Source organism: Nocardiopsis sp. CC223A, from assembly GCF_030766825.1.
Classification (GTDB): domain Bacteria; phylum Actinomycetota; class Actinomycetes; order Streptosporangiales; family Streptosporangiaceae; genus Nocardiopsis.
In genome coordinates this window covers 1-20,983 of the sequence record NZ_JASFDV010000013.1, presented here as the reverse complement: position 1 = coordinate 20,983, position 20,983 = coordinate 1, and the positions used below count along the sequence as shown (strand labels likewise).

Annotated in this window: 18 protein-coding genes; 9 read left to right on the top strand and 9 right to left on the bottom strand. The window is 71.6% G+C overall.

Features of this window, described 5'->3' with window-relative positions:
• Positions 1-206 precede the first annotated feature (206 nt).
• The 5 genes from QJS33_RS07460 to QJS33_RS07440 all read right to left on the bottom strand — a co-directional run bounded on the left by QJS33_RS07460 (position 207) and on the right by QJS33_RS07440 (position 6,260).
• Complete coding sequence (locus QJS33_RS07460) at positions 207-1,307, bottom strand: ABC transporter ATP-binding protein (RefSeq protein WP_306367128.1); 1,101 nt, start codon at positions 1,305-1,307, stop codon at positions 207-209.
• The gene (locus QJS33_RS07455; protein ID WP_306367127.1) at positions 1,304-2,371 is read right to left on the bottom strand and encodes an ABC transporter ATP-binding protein; all 1,068 of its coding nucleotides are present in this window, start codon (positions 2,369-2,371) and stop codon (positions 1,304-1,306) included. The genes QJS33_RS07460 and QJS33_RS07455 overlap by 4 nt, the downstream gene beginning before the upstream one ends.
• Positions 2,372-2,373: 2 nt before the next feature.
• Positions 2,374-3,423, bottom strand: a complete 1,050-nt coding sequence (locus QJS33_RS07450) for an ABC transporter permease (RefSeq protein ID WP_306367126.1) — start codon at positions 3,421-3,423, stop codon at positions 2,374-2,376.
• Positions 3,423-4,427 carry an ABC transporter permease gene (locus QJS33_RS07445; RefSeq protein WP_306367125.1) on the bottom strand — a complete coding sequence of 335 codons (1,005 nt, stop codon included), beginning with the start codon at positions 4,425-4,427 and terminating at the stop codon, positions 3,423-3,425. The genes QJS33_RS07450 and QJS33_RS07445 overlap by 1 nt, the downstream gene beginning before the upstream one ends.
• Before the next feature lie 165 nt (positions 4,428-4,592).
• On the bottom strand, positions 4,593-6,260 hold the full coding sequence (locus QJS33_RS07440; RefSeq protein ID WP_306367124.1) for an ABC transporter substrate-binding protein: 1,668 nt from the start codon (positions 6,258-6,260) through the stop codon (positions 4,593-4,595).
• Positions 6,261-6,631: 371 nt separating this feature from the next.
• Here QJS33_RS07440 and QJS33_RS07435 point away from each other — a divergent pair, with 371 nt between their 5' ends.
• On the top strand, positions 6,632-7,021 hold the full coding sequence (locus QJS33_RS07435; protein WP_220565195.1) for a hypothetical protein: 390 nt from the start codon (positions 6,632-6,634) through the stop codon (positions 7,019-7,021).
• Between the two features lie 118 nt (positions 7,022-7,139).
• Here the strand turns inward: QJS33_RS07435 and QJS33_RS07430 are convergent, their stop codons facing one another.
• Complete coding sequence (locus QJS33_RS07430) at positions 7,140-8,855, bottom strand: hypothetical protein (RefSeq protein ID WP_306367123.1); 1,716 nt, start codon at positions 8,853-8,855, stop codon at positions 7,140-7,142.
• Positions 8,856-8,899: 44 nt separating this feature from the next.
• A complete protein-coding gene (locus QJS33_RS07425; RefSeq protein WP_306367122.1) occupies positions 8,900-9,409 on the bottom strand; it encodes a gluconokinase in 510 nt (169 codons plus the stop codon).
• A gap of 107 nt (positions 9,410-9,516) precedes the next feature.
• Between QJS33_RS07425 and QJS33_RS07420 the strand changes: the two genes are divergently transcribed.
• The gene (locus QJS33_RS07420; protein WP_306367121.1) at positions 9,517-10,248 is read left to right on the top strand and encodes a FadR/GntR family transcriptional regulator; all 732 of its coding nucleotides are present in this window, start codon (positions 9,517-9,519) and stop codon (positions 10,246-10,248) included.
• Positions 10,249-10,265: 17 nt separating this feature from the next.
• Here the strand turns inward: QJS33_RS07420 and QJS33_RS07415 are convergent, their stop codons facing one another.
• Positions 10,266-11,642, bottom strand: coding sequence for a GntP family permease (locus QJS33_RS07415; RefSeq protein ID WP_306367120.1), 1,377 nt, complete (start codon positions 11,640-11,642; stop codon positions 10,266-10,268).
• 596 nt (positions 11,643-12,238) lie between these two features.
• On the opposite strand from QJS33_RS07415, the gene QJS33_RS07410 reads away from it, so the two are divergent.
• The 6 genes from QJS33_RS07410 (at position 12,239) to QJS33_RS07385 (ending at position 18,232) form a co-directional block, all read left to right on the top strand.
• Positions 12,239-12,871 (top strand): DJ-1/PfpI family protein, encoded by a 633-nt coding sequence (locus tag QJS33_RS07410; protein ID WP_306367119.1) that lies wholly within the window; start codon positions 12,239-12,241, stop codon positions 12,869-12,871.
• Positions 12,872-12,873: 2 nt separating this feature from the next.
• Positions 12,874-13,332: a MarR family winged helix-turn-helix transcriptional regulator gene (locus QJS33_RS07405; RefSeq protein WP_306367118.1), complete on the top strand. Its 459-nt coding sequence runs from the start codon at positions 12,874-12,876 to the stop codon at positions 13,330-13,332.
• A 55-nt stretch (positions 13,333-13,387) separates the two neighbouring features.
• Positions 13,388-14,395 (top strand): low specificity L-threonine aldolase, encoded by a 1,008-nt coding sequence (locus QJS33_RS07400; RefSeq protein WP_306367117.1) that lies wholly within the window; start codon positions 13,388-13,390, stop codon positions 14,393-14,395.
• A gap of 180 nt (positions 14,396-14,575) precedes the next feature.
• Positions 14,576-15,361, top strand: a complete 786-nt coding sequence (locus tag QJS33_RS07395) for an IclR family transcriptional regulator (protein ID WP_306367116.1) — start codon at positions 14,576-14,578, stop codon at positions 15,359-15,361.
• 419 nt (positions 15,362-15,780) lie between these two features.
• Entirely contained in the window at positions 15,781-17,277 is a 1,497-nt protein-coding gene (glpK, locus tag QJS33_RS07390) for a glycerol kinase GlpK (RefSeq protein WP_306367115.1), read from the top strand.
• Between the two features lie 202 nt (positions 17,278-17,479).
• Positions 17,480-18,232 (top strand): MIP/aquaporin family protein, encoded by a 753-nt coding sequence (locus QJS33_RS07385; protein ID WP_306367114.1) that lies wholly within the window; start codon positions 17,480-17,482, stop codon positions 18,230-18,232.
• Between the two features lie 65 nt (positions 18,233-18,297).
• Here QJS33_RS07385 and QJS33_RS07380 read toward each other — a convergent pair whose 3' ends face one another.
• The gene (locus tag QJS33_RS07380) at positions 18,298-18,516 is read right to left on the bottom strand and encodes a hypothetical protein (protein ID WP_306367113.1); all 219 of its coding nucleotides are present in this window, start codon (positions 18,514-18,516) and stop codon (positions 18,298-18,300) included.
• 570 nt (positions 18,517-19,086) lie between these two features.
• Between QJS33_RS07380 and QJS33_RS07375 the strand changes: the two genes are divergently transcribed.
• On the top strand, positions 19,087-20,883 hold the full coding sequence (locus tag QJS33_RS07375; RefSeq protein ID WP_306367112.1) for a glycerol-3-phosphate dehydrogenase/oxidase: 1,797 nt from the start codon (positions 19,087-19,089) through the stop codon (positions 20,881-20,883).
• The last annotated feature ends 100 nt before the right edge of the window (positions 20,884-20,983 follow it).

Here is a 20,983-nt window from a genome sequence, read left to right as displayed (position 1 = left end):
CGGCCGGGGGACGGTGAAGCGGGGCGCGGGCGAGGGGTGCGCCACGTTCGCGGCGCACCCCGCGTGCCTTACTGCGGGCGCTTGCGGCGCTTGCGGCGCTTGCGGCCGAAGTAGAAGGCGGCGCCGACCGGCGGCGGCCGGTCGGCGCCGTGTCGGACCGGGGCCGGCGGCGGGCGCGCTCTCCACGCCCGCCGCCGGCTCCGGGGTCATCCCGCGGAGCCGTGCACGATGCGCTCGGCGCGCTCCTCGTTCGGCAGGATCTCCCCCGACAGGATCCTCTCCGCGTGGTGGCAGGCCACCCGGTGTTCGCCGCCGTTGATCGGCCGCAGTTCCGGGCGGTCCGTGTCGCACAGCTCCTCCTGCCGCCAGGGGCAGCGGGTGTGGAACCGGCAGCCGGTGGGCGGATTCGCGGGCGAGGGCAGGTCGCCGGCCAGGAGGATGCGCTCGCGGGTGTCCTCCACCGTGGGGTCGGGGACGGGCACCGCCGACATCAGCGCCCGCGTGTAGGGGTGCAGCGGCGTCTCGTAGAGCGCGTCGCTGGGCGCCTCCTCCACGAGGGCCCCCAGGTACATCACGCCCACCGTGTCGCTGACGTGGCGGACCACCGCCAGGTCGTGGGCGATGACGAGGTAGGTCAGGCCCAGCTCCTCCTGGAGTTCCTCCAGCAGGTTGAGGACCTGCGCCTGGATGGACACGTCCAGCGCCGACACGGGTTCGTCGCAGATGATGAGGTCCGGTTCCAGCACCAGGGCGCGGGCGATGCCGATGCGCTGGCGCTGGCCGCCGGAGAACTCGTGCGGGTAGCGGTCCAGCGCCTTGGCGGACAGTCCGACGCGCTCCAGGGCCCCGACGACCCGGCGCCGCCGGTCGTCGCGGGTGGCGGCCCGGCGCTCCCCGCCGGACATCGACGCGGCCTCCTCCTCGGAGGGGCCGCCGATCCCGTGGGTCTCCAGCCCCTCCATGAGGATCGAGCCGATGTTCTGCCGGGGGTTGAGGCTGCCCAGCGGGTCCTGGAAGACCATCTGGAGGTTGCGGCGCTCCCGGCGCATCTCCTCGTTGCCCAGTGTGGCCAGGTCGCGGCCCTCGTGGACGACGGAGCCGGAGGTGATGTCGACCAGGCGCAGCACCGCCCGGCCCAGGGTGGTCTTGCCGCAGCCGGACTCGCCCACCAGGCCGTAGGTGCTGCCGCGTTCGATGCTCAGGCTGACGCCGTCCACCGCGTACACGTGGCCGATGGTGCGGTCGAACACGACGCCGCGTCTGATCGGGAAGTGGACCTTGAGGTCCTCGATCCGCAACAGGCTCATGCGCTCTCCTCCTCGTCGCCCACCACGGACGGGCTCTCCAGAACGGCCCGGGCCGCCGCGTCGGCGTGCCGGACGGGGTTGACGCAGCGGTGCGCGTGGGTGCCGTCGGCGCCCGAGACGACCAGCTCCGGCGGCCCCTGGAGGCAGTCCAGGAGGTAGCGGTCGCAGCGGGGCGCGAACGCGCACCCGTCGGCCCAGGCGATGTTGTCGTTGACCGACCCGCGGATCGGGGTGAGCGGTTCACCGCGCGGGGCGTCGAGCCGGGGGATGGACCCGAGCAGGCCCACCGTGTAGGGGTGGGTGGGGTCGGCGAACAGGGGCGCGCGCGGGGCGGTCTCCACCGCGCGGCCCGCGTACAGGACGTTGATGTCGTCGCACAGGCCCGCCACCACGCCCAGGTCGTGGGTGATCATGAGCAGGGCGGTGCCCTCCTCGGTGACCAGGTCCTTGAGGAGTTCGAGGATCTGGGCCTGGATGGTGACGTCCAGCGCGGTGGTGGGCTCGTCGGCGATCATCACCCGGGGGCGGCAGGCCACCGCCATGGCGATGAGGGCGCGCTGGCGCATGCCGCCGGAGAGCTGGTGCGGGTACTCCTTGAGGCGCCGCCCGGGGTCGGGGATGCCCACCCGGTACAGCAGGTCGGCGGCCTCCTTCTCGGCGGCCGAGCCGCGCAGCCCGCGGTGCCGGGTGAGGATCTCGGTGACCTGGCGGCCGATGGGGACCACCGGGTTCAGGGAGCTGAGCGGGTCCTGGAAGATCATCGCCAGCTGTGAGCCGCGCAGGTCGCGCATCTGCCCGGGGGCCAACCCGAGCAGGTCGACCTCGGTGTCGCCGGTGCGCAGGACGGCGGAGCCGCCGACCCGCACGCCGCGGGAGGGGAGCAGGCCCATCAGGGCCAGCGAGGTGACGCTCTTGCCGCAGCCGGACTCCCCCACCAGGCCGGTGACCCGGCCCTCCTCCAGGGTGAACGAGACCCCGTCCACGGCCCGGACCTCGTCGGAGCCGCGGCCGTCGAACACGACGGACAGTTCTTCGACCGCGAGCAGCGGTGTGCTGGAACCCATGCTTACTTCCTCAGCTTCGGGTCGAGGGCCTCGCGCATCGCCTCACCGAGCAGGGTGAAGCCCAGCGCGGTGACGATGATGCCCAGGGCCGGGTAGACGGCCAGCTGGGGTGCGCTGGAGAGGAACCGCTGTGCGTCGGCGAGCATCGTCCCCCACTCCGGGAAGGACGGGTCGGGGTTGCCCAGGCCCAGGTAGGACAGGGCCGCCGCGTCGATGATGGCGGTGGCCAGGGTGAGCGTGGACTGCACGATGACCGGTCCCAGGGAGTTGGGCAGGATGTGCGTGAGGGCGATCCTGTGGGTGCGCACGCCCAGCGCCCGGGCGGCGAGCACGTAGTCGCGGTTGCCCTGCGCGATCATCGCACCGCGCAGCAGACGGGCGAAGATCGGCACCTGGGCGATGCCGACCGCGAGCATGACCGTGGTCAGGCTCGCCCCGATCAGGGCCGCCACGGTGACCGCCAGCAGCAGGGTGGGCAGCGCCAGCATCATGTCGATGACGCGCATGATGGCGTTGTCGAGGGTCCTGCCCCAACGCCCGCCCAGGGTGGCCGCCGCACCGGCGGTGCCGCCGATCAGGGCGCCGACGCCGAACCCGACCAGGGTCGCCACGACGCCGACCAGGAGGGTCTGGCGGGCGCCGATCACCATGCGGGAGAACTGGTCGCGGCCCAGGTTGTCCAGGCCCAGCCAGTTCTCGGCCCGGGGGCCGACGAAGATGTTCTGGTTGGGGAAGACCTCCCCGCCCCAGGTCTGCGCGGTGGCCGAGTAGGGGGCGATGAGGGGGGCGAACAGGGCGATGAGGACGAACACGGCGACGATGGCCGCGCCGGAGATCGCCATGGGGCTGCGGCGCAGGCGGCGGAACGCCGTGCGCCAGATGCCGGCGCCGCCGGTGCCGTTGTCGCGGGGGCCCATGAGCTCCGCGAGCCGGTCGACCTTGTCGGCCTTGCGGGTGAGCAGGGAGGTGCCGCCCCCGGCCGGGCCGGTGGTGCCGGTGTCCGGGGTCCCCGCGTCGTCCGACGGGTTCTGCGCGTTGGGTGTCGTCGGCATCACTGGGCCCGCACTCTCGGGTCGAGGAGGCTGTAGGAGATGTCCACCAGCAGGTTGATCAGCACGTACATGGTGGCGATGAGCAGGATGAACCCGGTCAGGACCGGGTAGTCGCGGGTCTGGGTCGCCGCGTACACGAACGAGCCCACGCCCGGGAACGCGAACACGCTCTCGGTGAGGACCGCGCCGGCGAACAGGCTTCCGGTGAGCAGGCCGATGGCGGTGACGACCGGCAGCATGGCGTTGCGCAGCACGTGGCGGCCGCGGACCGTCCGGCGGTGCAGGCCCTTGGCGTTGGCGGTGCGCACGTAGTCCTCGTCCAGGACCTCCAGGACACTGGCCCGGGTCATCCGGACGATGACCGCCAGCGGGATGGAGGCCAGTGCCAGCCCCGGGAGCGCCAGGTGCATCAGGGCGTCCCACACGACGTCGAGTTCGCCCGTGCGCAGGCCGTCGAGGATGACGAAGCCGCTCAGGTCGGTGCGGCTCAGCCCCGGGGAGAGCCGGAACGCCGACGGGAACAGGCCCAGGCGTTCGGCGAAGACCACCTTCAGGATGAAGGCGAGGAAGAACACCGGCGTGCAGATGCCGATGAGGGAACCGCCGACGGCGGAGAAGTCGAGGATTCCGCCGCGGCGGCGGGCGGCCAGGTAGCCGAGCGGGATGCCGACGGCGACCGCGATGAGCATCGCGGTGACCGACAGTTCGAACGTGGCCGGGAACCGGGTGAAGAACTCCTCCATGACCGGCCGGCCGGTCTGTAGGGAGGTCCCCAGGTCGCCCTGGAGGATGTTGCGCAGGAACCGCACGTACTGGACGGTGAGGGGTTCGTCCAGGCCGAGGGAGCGACGCAGCTGGGCCCGCTGCGCATCGGTCGCGTCGTCCGGTAGGAGGGCGTACTCCGGCCCGCCGGGTAGGCGTTGGAGCCAGATGAACAACAGGATCGACAGACCGCCCAGGGTCGGGATCAGTTGCAGGGTACGCCTGACGATGAAACGCAGCACCTTCGCCGCCTTTCGCCAGTGGAGAGTGAGGCTTCCCCCGCCCGGGTACGGCGGGGTCGACATGGACGGGGCCCGGCCGACCGGGGGACGGATCGGCCGGGCCCTCCCCCTCCCGCGGCGCAGGAGGCGGGGTTTCCGAGGCCCCGGGTCACGGGGCCGTACGGGTCACTCCTTCCAGGAGGCCTCCGCGAAGTTCTCCTGGGTGAGCGGGCTGACGTTCGGCGGGTTCACGTTCTCGGCGAACACGATGGACGGCGGGGAGCTGGAGATGGGCAGGCCCGGCAGGATGTCCATGATCTGCTCGTTCAGGCCCTGGTAGGCGGCGATGCGCTCCTCCGGGTCCGGGTTGCCGCTGGCCTCGGCCATGGCGTCGAACAGCTCGGGCTCGTCCATGCCCCAGGCGTCGTTCTTGACGGAGAACCAGGTGCCCAGGAAGTTGTAGGCGTCGTTGTAGTCACCGGTCCAGCCCAGCAGGTACAGGGAGCACTCGCCGCTGTCGGTGTTGGGGATGTACTCGGTCCACTCGTAGGACTTCGCCTCCACGGTGATGCCGACGCTCTCCAGGTCCTGGCTGATGACGTCGAAGATGTCGCGCGGGGCGGGCATGTACGGGCGGGTGACCTCGGTCGGGTAGCAGAAGTCGAGGGTCAGGTCCTCCTGGCCCGCCTCGGCCAGCAGCTCCTCGGCCAGCTCCGGGTCGTAGTCGTAGGTGGTGACGTTCTCCGACCAGCCGTCGAGGGTGTCCGGGTGGAACTGGGTCGCCACCTCGCCGCCCTCCGGGAGGATGGTGTCGACGATGCGCTGGCGGTCGACCGCGTGGGCCAGGGCCTGCCGGACCTGGAGGTCGCCCAGCTCCTCGCTGGTCTCCTGCTGGAACGCCAGGTAGAGGACGTTGAAGACGTCGCGGGTCGGGACCTGGAAACCGGCCTCGGTGAGGGGCTCGACGTCGGCCGGGGCGACCAGGTCGTAGCCGTGGACGTCACCGGCCTCCAGGGCCTGGCGGCGGGCCGTCTCGTCGGGGATGGCGCGCAGGATCATGGTCTCGAACCCGGCGGGCTCGCCCCAGTAGTCGTCGAAGCGCTGGAGGGTGACCTCGGCCTGGTCGCGGTTCCAGCCCTGGGCCGTGAACGGGCCGCTGCCCGCGATGGCGCCCGGCTCGGTGGTGTAGTCGGGCAGCGTGTAACCGCCCTCCTCGCCGGTGATCTCGGCGTCGGCGATGGTCTCCAGGCTGGTGGGGCTCAGGATGCCGAACGCGGCGAGGCTGAAGCCGCCCGGGAAGATGGAGGAGTACTCCGTGATGGTGATGACGGCGGTGAGCTCGTCGGTGGCCTCACAGGAGACGTAGCGGGACTCGGGCAGCTCCTCGTCCTCGTTCTCCGCGAAGCCGCCGAAGATGGCCTGCCAGTAGTAGGAGTTGTTGGAGCTCTGCCAGGCACCGGAGAGGTTGTGCCACCGGTCGAAGTTGGCGCAGACGACCTCGGCGGTCAGTTCGTCGCCGTCGTGGAAGACGACGCCGTCGCGGAGGTTGAACGTCCACTCGGTGCCGTCTTCGGACTGTTCCCAGGTCTCGGCGAGGCCGCCGACGATCTCGCTGCCGCCGGATTCGTGTTCGAGGAGGGTTTCGTAGACCTGGCGGCTGTAACGGAAGGTCTCGCCGTCGCTCGCGAGGAACGGGTCGAGGGATTTGATGTCACCTGCGGCCGCGAATACGAACGGCTCGGCGGCGTCGGATTCTGGGTCCCGCTCACTCTCCGCGCACGCTGTCGCCAACAGCGCCACGGACGCCGCCGCGGCCAGGAGGGCCAGCGGTTTCCTGGAAGTCTTCGTGAACATGTCCACCTCTGTGGGGGGGGTGGGCGCCTGTGCCCGGGGGTCGATTGAGAGGACCCTAGACCGGGCTCGTACCAGCGGGGAAGATAGACGTCCGGGTATTAATACAACCGTTTCAGATCTGTGGCGTGATCCATAGGTCCGTTTTGTTGACCGCCTTGTTCAGCAGGGACCGAAAGTCCGATACCGGCGTTACTCAAGTGACCGGGGAAGACTACGGAGAGGCTCGGGGTAACACGGGCTTCATCTTTTTCGAGATCCGGGAAACAATGACGGAACGTGATATTGGATCATGGGACGAATGACTGATTTGTCGATATCGGGACTTGGGTCGGGCGCTCGGGGAGGGTGCGTGCGGGCCTATCATCTTCCGGGTGACCACTCCCCTTGACGACGCGGCACTGACCGCGTTCCTCGAAGGCCAGGACAGCGCCTGGCTGGCCGAACAGCTCATGCTCGCCGCGGACGACGACCCCATCACGCGGATCCGGCTGACCGCCGCCGCGGGCTCGGAGAGCGCCGTGGACGACGCCCGGGCCGTTCTCCTCGCCGCGGTCGTGCAGCACCTCCCGGCGGAGGAGCCCGATGACGACGACCCGCTGCACCGTGCCATCGACCTACTCGACGACCTCGGCGACTACGGGTTCGAGGACGAGAGCGCCGACATCGCCGACGAGGCCCGTGAGGCCTACGTGGAACGCCACGGCGACGATGACAGCGACCACCTCGCCCGCCTGCACGCCCTCGCCGACGACGAGGACTGAACCCACCGGGGGCGCCGCCCCCACCGTCGAACCCGACCACCCGGACCGCGCCCCCGCGGAACGGGCACAGCACAAGGGGGACCGGCCACGCCGGTCCCCCCGTTTTTTCGGTCGACCTTTACTTCTTGCCGGAGTCGCCCTCGGCGGCATCGGTCTTCGCCGGGCCCCGGGCCTCGGCGACCTCGGTCTCCCCATCGGCATCGGAGCCCTCGGAAGCACCGGCACCGGTGTCAGCGCCCGCGGCCGCACCCTCGCCCTCGGCACCACCGACGACACCCGAAGACACATCCGCCCCAGCCAGCCCGGCAGAAGCAACGGTGCCGGTGTCGGTGTCCTCGGAAACCTCGACCTCCCCATCAACACCGGAATCCTCGGAAGCACCGGCACCAGCGTCGGACCCGACGCGCTCGGGAGCACCGTCGGCGTCCACGTCCCCGGTCACACCCTCGCCCTCGGCACCACCGACGACACCCGAAGACACATCCGCCCCAGCCAGCCCGGCAGAAGCAACGGTGCCGGTGTCGGTGTCCTCGGAAACCTCGACCTCCCCATCAACACCGGAATCCTCGGAAGCACCGGCACCAGCGTCGGACCCGACGCGCTCGGGAGCACCGTCGGCGTCCACGTCCCCGGTCACACCCTCGCCCTCGGCACCACCGACGACACCCGAAGACACATCCGCCCCAGCCAGCCCGGCAGAAGCAACGGTGCCGGCGAGATCGGAGGACTCAACGGTCATGGCCGCCTCGCCTTCCTCGGTCGGCACGGAAGCACCGGTGGGCTCGGTCTCGTCAGGTTCACCACCCCCGGTGGCCGCGGAGACCCCCACGGAGGCATCCGCCTCTGCGGGCTCGGCGGAAGCGGCGGCATCCGTGTCCTCGGGAGCCTCGGCGGCCGCCACAGGGACATCAGAGGCCTCGGGCTCATCGGCGGGCACGGCGGTCTCTTCGCTGTCGGTCGGCGCAACAGAGGAACCGGGGCCCTCGGGAGCCCTGGCGGACTCGACGTCCACGACGGCATCGACGTCGTCCGTGGCCGCAGGGGCATCGACGGACTCGGGGGCACCGGTGTCCACGGGCGACCCGGGCCGGCCCTCCGTCGCGGGGGCGTCGGCGGGTTCGACCTCCGGGGCGGCCTCGGAGACGGCGGCGGCTTCGAGCACCTCGGAGTCAGAGGTCGCAACAGGGTCGTCCTCCGGCACGGGGACGGACGGTGCGAAGGAGGCGGGTGCGACGACCGCAGCGGAGGCGGGCTCGGCGGCGGAGAAGTGGGTGGAGGTGGTGTAGGGGGTGCGGTCGGCGGCGGGGACGGGGGCCGACGGCGGCGGGGTGGCGGTGCGGGGTTCGGCGACCGCGGCGGCGATGGCCTCGACGTTCTCGGCACTCGTGGTGTTGCGTGGGCGCCGCGGGGAGCACCAGCGGCGGACCTCCGTGGTCCACAGTGCGATGTTGACGACGATGGCCGTCACCGCCGCCAGCAGGGCTCCGGCCAGCAGCGGCGTCACCGCGAGTTTCGAGGCGATGAACAGGGCGAACAGCGCGACGCCGAGCATGAACAGGGCGACCACCTGGGAGGTGCGCCACAGGGCGTGGTCACCGCGGCGGACCGGCACGGCCAGGCCCGCCGAGGCGACGCCCGCCAGGGCCGTGAGGACCAGCAGGATCCACAGGTCGCCCACCACCTCCCGGGGAACGTCGGCCGGGAAAAGCGACCAGGTCAGGTAGCCCAGCAGGCCGTACACGGGGGCGGCGACGAACATCAGGACACACGTCTGCCGCACGTCCAGCGGGGGCCGCACAGGGGAGATGGCGGGGGACGAAACGGAATCTTGCATGACGAAAGGTTCCCTTGTCGCCCTCTCCCGCGCAAGACGGCAGTTCAGGACGGTTGCAGCACCGTTTTCACGTACGCCAGCGACTCCCGGACGAGGGTGTCCACATCCGACCGGACGTCGAACTCTCGCCCGGCCTCGTCCGGGTCCAGGGGTTGCAGGGTCTCCAGCTGGGAGCGCAGCAGCGCGGGCGGCATGAAGTGGTCCGCCCGGGCGGCGATCCGCTCCCAGATGACCTCCTCCGGCCCGTGCATGTGCAGGAAGTGCACCCCCGGCGCGCCCTCGCGCAGCAGATCCCGGTAGGACCGCTTGAGCGCGGAGCAGGCCATCACGGTCGACTCGCCCAGTGCGTCGTGGGCGGCGATCCACCCGGCGAGCTCGCGCAGCCAGGGCCAGCGGTCGTCGTCGGTGAGGGGGATCCCGGCCGCCATCTTGTCGATGTTGGCGCGCGGGTGGAAGACGTCGGCCTCCGCGAAGGGGAGCCCGAGCCCGTGGGCCACGTGCTCGGCGACGGTGGTCTTGCCGCTGCCCGAGACGCCCATGAAGACGAAGTGCATGGTTTCTCCTCGTGGGGACCTGCACGACCGCAAGTGCCACCATCAATAGTGATATCAATCAATCCGGCTAGGCTTCAGCCTGACCCCCGGTCGAAACAGGGAGAACGATGGGCACAGATCACCGCACGCTGCACAACCGGGTGCTGGCGATCCTCGGGCCCGCGATCGCCGCGGGCGAGTACACCACCGGCCACACGTTCACCCTCCAGGGACTGGAGGCGGACTTCGGCGTGTCGCGGACCGTGGCCCGCGAGGCGGTGCGGGTGCTGGAGTCGATGCGGCTGGTGGTCAGCAGGCCCCGCACCGGCATCCGGGTGCGCCCGATGCAGGACTGGAACATCTTCGACCCGCAGCTGATCCGCTGGCGGCTGGCCGGTTCGGGCCGCATGGAGCAGTTGCGCTCCCTCAACGAACTGCGCTCCGCGGTCGAACCCGGCGCCGCCGCCCTGGCCGCGCAGCGCGGCGGCACCCAGGCCCGCGCCCACCTGGTGGTGATCGCCGACGAGATGATCCGCACCGGTCGCGCCGGCGACCTGGACACCTTCCTCGAACTGGACATCGCCTTCCACCGACAGATCCTCGAACTGTCGGGCAACGAGATGCTCGTGGGCCTGTCGCAGGTGGTGTCGGAGGTCCTCGTGGGACGCACCTCCTACGACCTGATGCCCCGCCACCCGCGCCCGGAGGCGTTGCGGCTGCACAAGGCGGTCGCCCAGGCCATCCACGACGGGCTGCCCGATGTGGCCGAGGCGGCCATGCGCGCCATCGTCACCGAGGTCGTCGAGGCCCTGGAGGACGACCCGACCCGCAACGACGAGGACGACGACGTCCCCGCCTGAGCCGGGCCGCCCGCGGGTCACAGCACAAGGCTCAGGCCGAAGGCCAGCCCGAACCCGATGAAGCCGATGAGGGTCTCCATCACGGTCCAGGTCTTGAGCGTGGTCTTCACGTCCATCCCCAGGAACCGGCCGACCAGCCAGAACCCGGAGTCGTTGACGTGCGACAGGGCGGTGGCGCCGGAGGCGATGGCGATGACGACCAGCGCCAGGTCGATCGACGACAGCCCGTCCGCGGCCTGCACGGCGGGGGCGATGAGCCCGGCGGCCGTGGTGATGGCGACGGTGGCCGAACCCTGGGCGACGCGCAGTGCGAGCGCGATCAGGAAGGCGGCCACGATGACCGGCAGCCCGGCCTCGTCCAGGGTCTCGGCGAGTGCGCCGCCGATACCGCTGGTGCGCAGGACCATGCCGAACATGCCGCCCGCGCCGGTGATGAGGATGATGCCGCAGACGGGGCCCAGGGAGGCGCCGACCAGCGTCTCCATGCCCTGGCGGGTGAACCGGCCCCGGCCGAGCACGACCATGGCGACCAGCACGGTGATGAGCAGGGCGACGGGGGTCTGGCCGACGAGCTGGGAGACCTGCACCCACAGCGCGTCCGCGGACACGGACCCGGTGGCGACGAGGGTGCTCACACCGGTGTTCGCGAAGATCAGCAGCATCGGCAGGAGCAGCAGGCCGACGACGGTGGCCAGGCGCGGCGGGTTCTCGTGGTCGACGCTGCCGTCGGACATGATGTCGTCGGGCACCGGGAGCACGATGCGCTCGCCGATCCACAGGCCGAACAGGTAGCTGGACAGGTACCAGGTCGGAATGGCCAGGAGGAGGCCGATCAGCAGGACCAGGCCCATGTCGGCGCCGATCTCGACGGCGGCGGTCACCGGTCCGGGGTGCGGGGGCACGAAGGCGTGCATGACCGCGAAGGCGCCCGCGGTGGGCAGTGTGTAGGTCAGGACGGAGCCGCCGACCCGGCGGGCGACGCTGAAGACGATCGGCAGCATGACCACGAGGCCGACATCGAAGAACAGCGGGAAGCCGAAGAGCAGGGACGCGACCCCCAGCGCCAGGGGTGCCCGCTTCTCACCGAAGGCCCTGATGAGGGCTCCGGCGAGGACGGCGGCGCCGCCGGTCACCTCCAGCATGCGGCCGAGCATGACGCCGAGGCCGACCAGCAGGGCGACGTTGGCGAGGGTCCCGCCGAACCCGCCCAGGAGGGTCGGCATGATGTCGGCGGCCGGGATCCCCGCGGCGACCGCGGTCAGCAGGCTGACCAGGACGAGTGCGATGAAGGCGTGCAGTCGCAGGCGGATGATCAGGAAGAGCAGCAGGGCGATGGCCCCGGCCGCGATCCCGAGGAGGGGACCCGTCCCGTAGACGGGCGTGAAGTTCTCCACAGCGGAGCCTTCCGGTGAGCGGGCGAAAGGTGCGGGGCCGTCGGACGCAGCGGCCTCGGCCTGTCCTCAAGGCAGGCGGACGAAATGGTAGTACCATTTGTGAGCTTCTGTGAACATCCGCGCGGACTTCTGTGATCCGAGCGAGACCCGGATCACCCGCACCCCCGATGACGCGGGCGCTCCCCGCCGAGAGTGAGCCCCGTCACACGCAGCCCCGCGGGCACACCCACCCCCAATCCGGACATGAATTCCGTTCGTATTTCTTGCGAGCAGCCACCCCCGGGCGCCGGCCGCCCCAGAGGGACGCCTCCGCAGAGCACGACCGAACACAACGACGAAACCCGAACCACAAGCCGGATGACCTGCGAAGACACCGAGAGCCCCTGTTTGGGAAAGGGGTTTATCCGAATTTCCTCACCGCCCGGAAAAGCAGAAAGTCCGGGACATGGTTCACCATGCTCTTCAAGCACCGGACGCTCCCGCCGAACGCGCAGCCCGGAAGCCGACAACGGACACCCTGATCGAATGCACGCGAACTCCAGTTCCTTCGTCCCCACAACCTTGACAGCATGCTGTCAAGATGACAGGATGTTGTCATGAATACCGAGAGCAGGAAGACCGTCCACCTCGCCGTCTACGAGGGGCTCGCCGACTGGGAGATCGGCCACGCCGTCTCCACCATCCGCAGCGGTGAGTGGCAGCGTTCTCCGGGCCGCCACGACGTCGTCACCGTCGGGCTCAGCGGCGCCCCGGTGACCACCATGGGCGGCATCACCGTCCTGCCCGACCTCACGCTCCCCCAGCTCAAGCCGTCCAGCAGCGCGATGCTGATCCTGCCGGGCGCGGGTTCCTGGGACACCGACCCGGAGTCGATGACCTCCTTCGCCTCGGCCGCCGGGATCTTCCTCGACTCCGGGGTCCCCGTGGCGGCGATCTGCGGGGCCACCGCCGGCCTGGCCCGCGAGGGCCTGCTCGACTACCGCGACCACACCAGCTCCGCGCCCGAGTACCTGCTGGCCACCGGCTACACCGGCGCGGGCAGGTACCGCAACGCCCTGGCCGTCACCGACGACGGGCTGATCACCGCGGGCTCCACCGCACCGATCGAGTTCGCCCGCGAGATCTTCGCCCAGCTGGACCTGTTCACGCCCAGGACGCTGGACGCCTGGTACCGGCTGCACGCCCAGCACGACGCCGGCGCCTACTTCGCGCTGACGGAGGGGTCCTGAGCATGGCGCGTCCCGACCTCCGCAGCGCCGAACTGCTCACCGGGACCGCCCTCGCCGTCTTCCGCCTCAACGGCCAGTTCCTGTCGGTCTCCGAGGAACTGGCCAGGCCGGCGGGGCTGACCGCAGCGCGCTGGCAGGTGCTCGGCTCGGTCACCGACACCCCCAAGGCGGTGTCGGCCATCGCCCGCGACCTGGGCAGCGCCCGGCAGAGCGTGCAGCGCATCGCGGACGTGCTGGTGGAACAGGGACTCGCCGAATACCTGCCCAACCCCGCGCACAGCCGCGCCAAGCTCCTGTCCCCCACCGGGGAGGGCATCGCGGCGCTGCGCCGGATCGACCCCGCGCACGGCCGGCTGGCCGAGGCGCTGGTCGCCGAACTCGGCGAGGAGGGCGCCGCGGACGCACTGGCCTCCCTGCGCCTGCTGTCGGAGGCGTTGGACAGGATCGGCCCGCGGGACTGAACCCCGGGCAGTATCGTCGGTCGCACACCCCTCCGCCCCACCTGAGGAAGCGACCATGATCGACCTGCGATCGGATACCGTCACCCGCCCCACCTCGGCCATGCGCCGGGCCATGGCCGAGGCGGAGGTCGGTGACGACGTCTTCGGCGAGGACCCCACCGTGCGGGCGCTGGAGGAGGAGACGGCCGCCCTGCTCGGCAAGGAGGCCGCCCTCTACGTGACCTCCGGGCACATGGCGAACCAGCTGGGCCTGTACGTGTCCGTCCGCAGCGGCGACGAGGTGTGGGCGCACGAGCACCACCACCTCATCGGTGACGAGCAGGGGGCGGCGGCGGTGCTGGCCCGGGCACTGCCCCGGCTGTACTCCGGCGATCCGGTCCCCTCCGACGAGCTGTTGGAGGCGTGGATCGCCGGGCGCGGCGACGTCCACCGCGCCGAACCCGCGCTGGTGTGGCTGGAGAACACCTTCACCGGCCGGGTGGTCCCGCTGGCCGAGCAGCACCGGGTGACCGGGTTCGCGCACCGCCACGGGATGCGCACCCACCTGGACGGAGCCCGGCTGTGGAACGCCGCCGCGGCGCTGGAGGCCTCCCCCGCCGAGGTGGCCGAGGGGTTCGACTCGGTGTCGGTGTGCTTCTCCAAGGGGCTGGGCGCACCGGTGGGATCGGCCCTGGCCGGGGACGCCGCCACCATCGCCCGGGCCCGGCGGGCCCGCAAGCTGTTGGGCGCGGGGATGCGTCAGGCGGGCATCATCGCGGCGGGCGCCCTGTACGCCCTGCGCCACCACCGGGAGCGGATGGCCCAGGACCACGCGCGGGCGGCGCTGCTGGCGGAGCGGGTCGCCCAGGTGCCCGGGCTCGGGGCGCGGGCGCAGACCAACATGGTGCTGGTGGACACCCCGGCGGGGCGGGCGGCCGCGTACCGGGAGGCGTTCGCCCGGCACGGCGTGCGGGCCCTGGACATCGGCGCGGAGACGATCCGCCTGGTGGTCCATCTGGAGATCACCGACCGTGACGTCGACGAGGCCGCGACGGCCATCGACAAGGCGGCAGCCGAACTGTGACCGGTCGCCCTCGCCCGCGTTCATGCACGTCGGACGCGGGCCCCGCGGGCCCGACGACTACACTGTTGCGACCCTCGGGCCGTTCCGCACGATCCGATGTCACTCGTCCCATGGCGGGCGTCACATCGCGTAGTAGCATGCGCGTATGACATTGTCGTACTAGAGAGTGGTAGCACCCCCATGCCGGGAAGAATCCAGTCCATCGAACGCGCGGCCGCCATCCTGCGCCTCCTGGCCGGTGGCGCCCGCGGGCTGAGCCTGGCGGAGATCTCCCGCTCTCTCGAACTGCCCAAGGGTACGGTCCTGGGCATCCTGCGCACCCTCCAGCACGTGGGGTTCGTCGAACAGGACCCCGAGTCCGGCCGCTACCGGCTGGGCGGTGGCATGCTCAGCCTGGGCACCCGCTACCTCGACGGCAACGAGCTGCGCACCCGGGCCCTGAACTGGGCCGACACCCTGGCCTCCCGGAGCGGCGAGAGCGTGCGCATCGGCACCCCGCACCAGGGCCAGGTGCTCGTGGTGCACCACGTGTTCCGCCCGGACTCCTCCCGGCAGACCCTGGACGTCGGGGCCCTGCTGCCGCTGCACGCCACCGCGCTGGGCAAGGTCCTCATGGCCTTCGACCCGCTGGTCACGCCGTTGGAGGACACGAGCGTGGAGGAGGGGCCGGTGTTCCTGCCCGCCTACACGCGCTTCACGATCGTCTCCCCCGGTGAGCTGGAGAAACAGCTGGGGGAGGTCCGCGACAACGGGTGGGCCTGGGAGGCCGAGGAACTGGTGGACGGCGAGGTGTCCATCGCCGCGCCCATCCGCGACCGGCGGGGCACCACGGTCGGGGCGATCGGGGTGCGCGGCGCCGTCGAACGCCTGCGCGGCCCCGACAACAAGCTCGACATGGAGCAGGTGTCCTACGTGCGCGACGCCGCCCGCGCGATCTCCCGCGAGCTGGGCGCCACCCCCTACTGACCCTGCGCCCCCACCGATCCTGCGCCGGCACCGGCCACCGCGCCGGGGTCGACCGTTCCGCCGGCCGCGGTTCCGGCGGCACCCACCCGTGACCGGCCGCGCCCCCGGTCGGCCCGGGGACCGAGCGACGGGGCTCCGACGCGACGGCCCGACACGGCGGCGAGGCGGTCCGTGCAGGACGGCGGACGACCGGCAAGGCGACTTCGTCACGCACCCGAGGTGTTGTCAAGGTGTTCGCGAGGGTACGTGACCCACGCGACACGATTGCGTCACGCCGTCTTGACACAGGTAGGAAAAGCGGATGAAACTAACGCCTACTCATACGTCAATGTCGTACAACGTGCGGTTATAGCCCGTTGTTCGCGCGTGTCCGTTCCCGTTCCCGTTCCCGAGCCCTCCACTGAAGGCGAGAGCATCCGATGAGTCAGCAGTACGTCGCCGCGATCGACCAGGGCACCACGTCGAGTCGCTGCATCCTCTTCGACCGGGACGGCCGTATCGTCTCGGTCGACCAGCGCGAGCACCGGCAGATCTTCCCCAAGCCCGGTTGGGTCGAGCACGACGCCCAGGAGATCTGGGCCAACGTCGAGGTCGTCGTCCAGAACGCTCTGGAGAAGAGCGACATCACCCCGGACCAGATCGCCGCCATCGGCATCACCAACCAGCGCGAGACCACCGTCGTCTGGGACAAGGAGACCGGCGAACCGGTCCACAACGCCATCGTCTGGCAGGACACCCGCACCGACGGACTCGTCCGCGAGCTCGGCGCGACCGAGGGCCAGGACCGCTTCCGCGCCGCCTGCGGCCTGCCGCTGGCCACCTACTTCTCCGGCCCCAAGCTCCGCTGGCTGCTGGACAACGTCGACGGCCTGCGCGAGCGCGCCGAACGCGGCGAGGTCCTCTTCGGCACCATGGACACCTGGATCATCTGGAAGCTGACCGGCCATCACGTCACCGACGTGACCAACGCCAGCCGCACCATGCTGATGAACCTGGCCACCCTGGAGTGGGACCCCGAGATCCTCGACGCCATGGGCATCCCGGCGGCCGTGCTGCCGGAGATCCGCTCCTCCTCGGAGGTCTACGGCCAGGCCCGCGGCTACCTGGCCGGCGTGCCGGTGGCCTCGTCCCTGGGCGACCAGCACGCCGCGCTGTTCGGCCAGACCTGCTTCGACCCGGGTGACGTCAAGGGCACCTACGGCACCGGCACCTTCCTGGTGATGAACACCGGAACCGAGCCCGTCACCTCGGAGAACGGCCTGCTCACCACCCTGGGCTACAAGCTCGGCGACGCCCCGGCCGTGTACGCGCTGGAGGGCTCGATCGCGGTCACCGGCTCGCTCGTGCAGTGGCTGCGCGACAACCTGGGGCTGATCTCCACCGCACCGGAGATCGAGACCCTGGCCCGCACCGTGGAGGACAACGGCGGCTGCTACTTCGTCCCCGCCTTCTCCGGCCTGTTCGCCCCGCACTGGCGCGGCGACGCCCGCGGCGTCATCGCGGGCCTGACCGGCTACGTCAACAAGGGCCACATCGCCCGCGCCGTCCTGGAGGCGACCGCCTGGCAGACCCGCGAGGTCGTCGACGCGATGAACGCCGACTCCAAGATCGAGCTGACCACCCTGAAGGTGGACGGCGGCATGACCGCGGACAACCTGCTCATGCAGATCCTGTCCGACGTCCTGGACGCCGAGGTGGTGCGCCCGATGGTCGCCGAGACCACGTGCCTGGGCGCCGCGTACGCGGCCGGCCTGGCCGTGGGCTACTGGCCCGACGTGGAGACCCTGCGCGCCAACTGGCACAAGGCGGCCGAATGGACGCCCGAGATGGAGCCCGCCGTCCGCGAGCGGGAGTACCACAACTGGAACAAGGCGGTGAAGCGCACCCTCGGCTGGGTCGAGCACGACGAGAAGTGACCGGACGGAACCCACCCCGTCCATGACGACCGCGACCCAGGGGCTCAGGCTGCGAACCCCACGGCCCCTGGGCGCGGCCCGGGCCTCCCTGTCGGGCGGCCCCACCCATCCCATTCCTGTGACGGGTGTGTCCGATTATGCCCGTGCCCACGGGCGGACACGGCCCCCGTGACCCGGCTGCCCCTTACGGGCGGAGGCCATCATGTCTGTTTATCTCGCCGAGTTCATCGGCACGGCGATCCTCATCCTCCTCGGCGGCGGCGTCGTCGCCGGCGTCGTCCTCGCCAAGTCCAAGGCCTTCAACGGCGGTTGGATCGTGATCACGTTCGGCTGGGGCATGGCGGTGGCCATGGCCGTCTACACGGTCGGCACCGTCAGCGGCGCGCACATCAACCCGGCGGTGACGCTGGGCCTGGCCAGCATCGGCGACTTCGACTGGGCGCTGGTGCCGGGCTACATGGCGTCCCAGTTGGCCGGTGCGTTCACCGGTGCGGTGCTGGTGTACCTGGTCTACCTCCCGCACTGGAAGGAGACCGACGACCCGGACGCCAAGCTGGCCGTGTTCAGCACCGCGCCCGCCGTGCGCAACCCCGTCGCCAACGTCATCACCGAGGTCATCGGCACCGCGATGCTGGTCCTGGGCGTGCTCGGCATCGGCGCCAACTCCGGGCACGTGACGCAGGGTGACGCGGATCTGTCGGCGCTGTTCTCCACCGGCATCGCCCCGCTGCTCGTCGGCCTGCTGGTGCTGGGCATCGGGCTGTCCCTGGGCGGCCCGACCGGGTACGCCATCAACCCGGCCCGCGACCTGGGTCCGCGGCTGGCGCACGCGGTGCTGCCCATCCCGGGCAAGGGCTCCTCGGACTGGTCGTACGCCTGGATCCCGGTGGTGGCCCCGCTGATCGGCGGTGTCATCGGCGCCTGGGTGTGGCGGCTGACCGGCTTCGGCGGCTGAGCGACCCGGGCATGAACACGGAAGGGGGCGGCGGACACGGTCCGCCGCCCCCTTCTTCCGTCGGATCACCCGCCCGGTGGCACGGACACGGCGGGGGCGCCCGCCGCCGACCCGCACACGCGCACCGGCGCGCTCGGCTCTCCGTGCACGCCCGGGTCGTCGTGGAACCCCCGGTACACGGTGGTCCCGGTGGCGGTGCGCACCTCCCCGCGGCCCTGCGGGTCGAAGCCGTCCGGGGCCGACCGGGCCATGGCCAGCCGGGCGTACCCGCCGCCCGGCACCACCCACGGGTCCCGGATCCCGTCGCCGCGGCGGGCCCGCCCGCCCGCTCCCCACCGGGGGCGTCCGTCCGGGGGACGCCGAACCGGTCGTTCATCGGGCAGGGCTCCCCGCCCCCCCGGCGCGGCCCGGCCCCAACCCGACGTACACCGTCCCGGCGGCGCCCCGGTCGATCCCGGTCACCTGGAAGTCGGCACTGCGGCAGGGGCGGGCGGAGCCCCCTGGCCGGTGTGGGCCGCCCCGCCGACGAGCGCCCCCACGGCGGCCGGTGCCGCCGCCCACCGCGGCCGTGGTCCGTGCGCGTCCCGGATGCGTCGTGTCCCCCGTTCCCTTCGCTGCCACCGATGAGACGTCGGCCATATGCAGGGCGTCGGCGTCGGCCCGTACCCGTGGTCGGCCACCCCGAAGACCGCGTTCGACAATGACGCACAACAAGGACGCCAAGCCATGCGGCGGGCACTCACCGTAATATCAGTACGCCCCAGCCCCCGAAAGTGCATCGAAACCGACCCGAAATCACCGCAAGACCCCCCGCCCTCTCCACCATCGTGCGGCATTGTCGTATGATCTTTGCGATGTCCGCACGGAACGCGGAGTCCGTTCCGGCGGCCGCACAGCCATCCCTCTCCGAGGAGTACCCGGCCATGACGACCACGCCCGACCCGGCCGCCCGGCGACCCGACGCCTCCGTGCCCGCCGCCCGCGACACCGAAGCCCCGAGCGCCGAAACCCTGAGCGACACCCCGATCACCGCCGCCGACCCGTCGGGCGCCCCGGCCCCGGTGTCCCGCGCCACCGTCGCGCTTCCGGGGAGCGGCGCGGACCGCTCGCGCACCCGCGCCGAACTCTCCCGCGGCACCTTCGACCTCCTCGTCGTCGGCGGGGGCATCCTCGGCACCTCGGTCGCCTGGAACGCCGCCCAGTCCGGCCTGCGGGTCGCCATGGTGGACGCGGGCGACTTCGCCGGCGCCACCTCCAGCGCCTCCTCCAAGCTCGTCCACGGCGGGCTGCGCTACCTCCAGACCGGCAACCTCAAGCTGGTCGCCGAGAACCACCGCGAACGCCGCTCCCTGGCCACCACCGTGGCCCCGCACCTGGTCAACCCGCTGCCGTTCCTGGTGCCGGTCTACGAGGGCGGCCCGCACGGCGCGGCCAAGATGGGCGCGGGCGTGTTCCTGTACTCGGCGCTGTCGGCGTTCGGCGACGGCATGGGACGGCTGCTGTCCCCGGCCCAGGCCGCCCGGCTGGCTCCGGGGCTGCGGACCGAGGGCCTGAAGTCGGTCGCCGCCTACGGCGACCACCAGATGAACGACAGCCGCATGGCGATCATGACCGTTCGGGCCGCGGTCGACGCGGGGGCCGTCGTCCTCAACCACGCCGAGGTCGTGGACCTGCGCCGTACCGGGACCCGGGTCACCGGCGCCGAGCTGCGCGACCGCACCGACGGCACGGAGTTCGGCGTCGACGCCCGCCTGGTCCTCAACGCCACCGGTCCGTGGGTGGACCACCTGCGCCGGATGGAGGACCCCGCGGCGGCCCCGAGCGTGCGCCTGTCCAAGGGCGCCCACCTGGTACTGCGCACCCCGGAGCCGTGGCGGGCGGCGCTGACCATCCCGGTGGACCGCCACCGGGTGTCGTTCGCCATCCCGTGGGAGGGCCGCCTGCTGCTGGGCACCACCGACGAGGAGTACACCGGGGACCCGGCGGAGGTGTCCGTGCTCCCCTCCGACGTGGAGCAGATCCTGGGCGAGGCCGAACTGGGCATCGACGCGCCCTACCTGGACGCCTCCCACGTGGACTACGCCTTCGCCGGGCTGCGGGTGCTGCCGGGCGGCGGCGGGGACACCAGCGCGGCCAAGCGCGAGACGGTGGTCACCCAGGGCCGCGGCGGCATGCTGTCGGTGGCCGGGGGCAAGTGGACGACCTACCGGCACATCGGCCGGACCGTCCTGAACGAGCTGCGCAAGGTGCGCGCGGTGCCGCTGGCCGAGGAGATGGCCGACCCGCTGCGGACCGTCCCGCTGCCCGGGCTGGCCAGCCCGGACGCGGTGGCGCAGCGGATCCTGATCGACCGCGAGCCGGGCGCCCGCATGGAGCCGCCGGTGGCCCGTCACCTGGCCTCCCACTACGGCAGCCTGGCCCTGGACATCGCCGCGCTCATCCGCGAGGACCCGGCGCTGGGCGAACGCATCCACCCCGACGGCCCGGACGTGTGGGCCCAGGTGGTGTTCGCCCGCGACCGCGAGTGGGCGGTGACCGTCGACGACGTGCTGCGCCGCCGCACCACGGTGACCGTGCGCGGCCTGGAGACCCCCGGGGTCCGGGACCGCGTCCAGCGGCTCCTCACCGCGCCGGTGCCCGTCACCCGCTGATCCGACGGGAACGACCCCGTCGCAGGCCTCGGGCCTGCGGCGGGGTCGTTCCGTGCCGGGGAGCCACCGGGGGGGCGGGGCCCCGGAAACACGAAGGACG

Excerpts from the sequence above, each read along its gene's own strand:
- QJS33_RS07440 (WP_306367124.1), bottom strand. The coding sequence starts at position 6,260 with ATGTTCACGAAGACTTCCAGGAAACCGCTGGCCCTCCTGGCCGCGGCG.
- QJS33_RS07395 (WP_306367116.1), top strand. The coding sequence starts at position 14,576 with ATGCCGGGAAGAATCCAGTCCATCGAACGCGCGGCCGCCATCCTGCGC.
- QJS33_RS07450 (WP_306367126.1), bottom strand. The coding sequence starts at position 3,423 with ATGCCGACGACACCCAACGCGCAGAACCCGTCGGACGACGCGGGGACC.
- QJS33_RS07385 (WP_306367114.1), top strand. The coding sequence starts at position 17,480 with ATGTCTGTTTATCTCGCCGAGTTCATCGGCACGGCGATCCTCATCCTC.
- QJS33_RS07400 (WP_306367117.1), top strand. The coding sequence starts at position 13,388 with ATGATCGACCTGCGATCGGATACCGTCACCCGCCCCACCTCGGCCATG.
- QJS33_RS07455 (WP_306367127.1), bottom strand. The coding sequence starts at position 2,371 with ATGGGTTCCAGCACACCGCTGCTCGCGGTCGAAGAACTGTCCGTCGTG.
- glpK (WP_306367115.1), top strand. The coding sequence starts at position 15,781 with ATGAGTCAGCAGTACGTCGCCGCGATCGACCAGGGCACCACGTCGAGT.
- QJS33_RS07430 (WP_306367123.1), bottom strand. The coding sequence starts at position 8,855 with ATGCAAGATTCCGTTTCGTCCCCCGCCATCTCCCCTGTGCGGCCCCCG.
- QJS33_RS07420 (WP_306367121.1), top strand. The coding sequence starts at position 9,517 with ATGGGCACAGATCACCGCACGCTGCACAACCGGGTGCTGGCGATCCTC.
- QJS33_RS07375 (WP_306367112.1), top strand. The coding sequence starts at position 19,087 with ATGTCCGCACGGAACGCGGAGTCCGTTCCGGCGGCCGCACAGCCATCC.
- QJS33_RS07410 (WP_306367119.1), top strand. The coding sequence starts at position 12,239 with ATGAATACCGAGAGCAGGAAGACCGTCCACCTCGCCGTCTACGAGGGG.
- QJS33_RS07460 (WP_306367128.1), bottom strand. The coding sequence starts at position 1,307 with ATGAGCCTGTTGCGGATCGAGGACCTCAAGGTCCACTTCCCGATCAGA.
- QJS33_RS07405 (WP_306367118.1), top strand. The coding sequence starts at position 12,874 with ATGGCGCGTCCCGACCTCCGCAGCGCCGAACTGCTCACCGGGACCGCC.
- QJS33_RS07425 (WP_306367122.1), bottom strand. The coding sequence starts at position 9,409 with ATGCACTTCGTCTTCATGGGCGTCTCGGGCAGCGGCAAGACCACCGTC.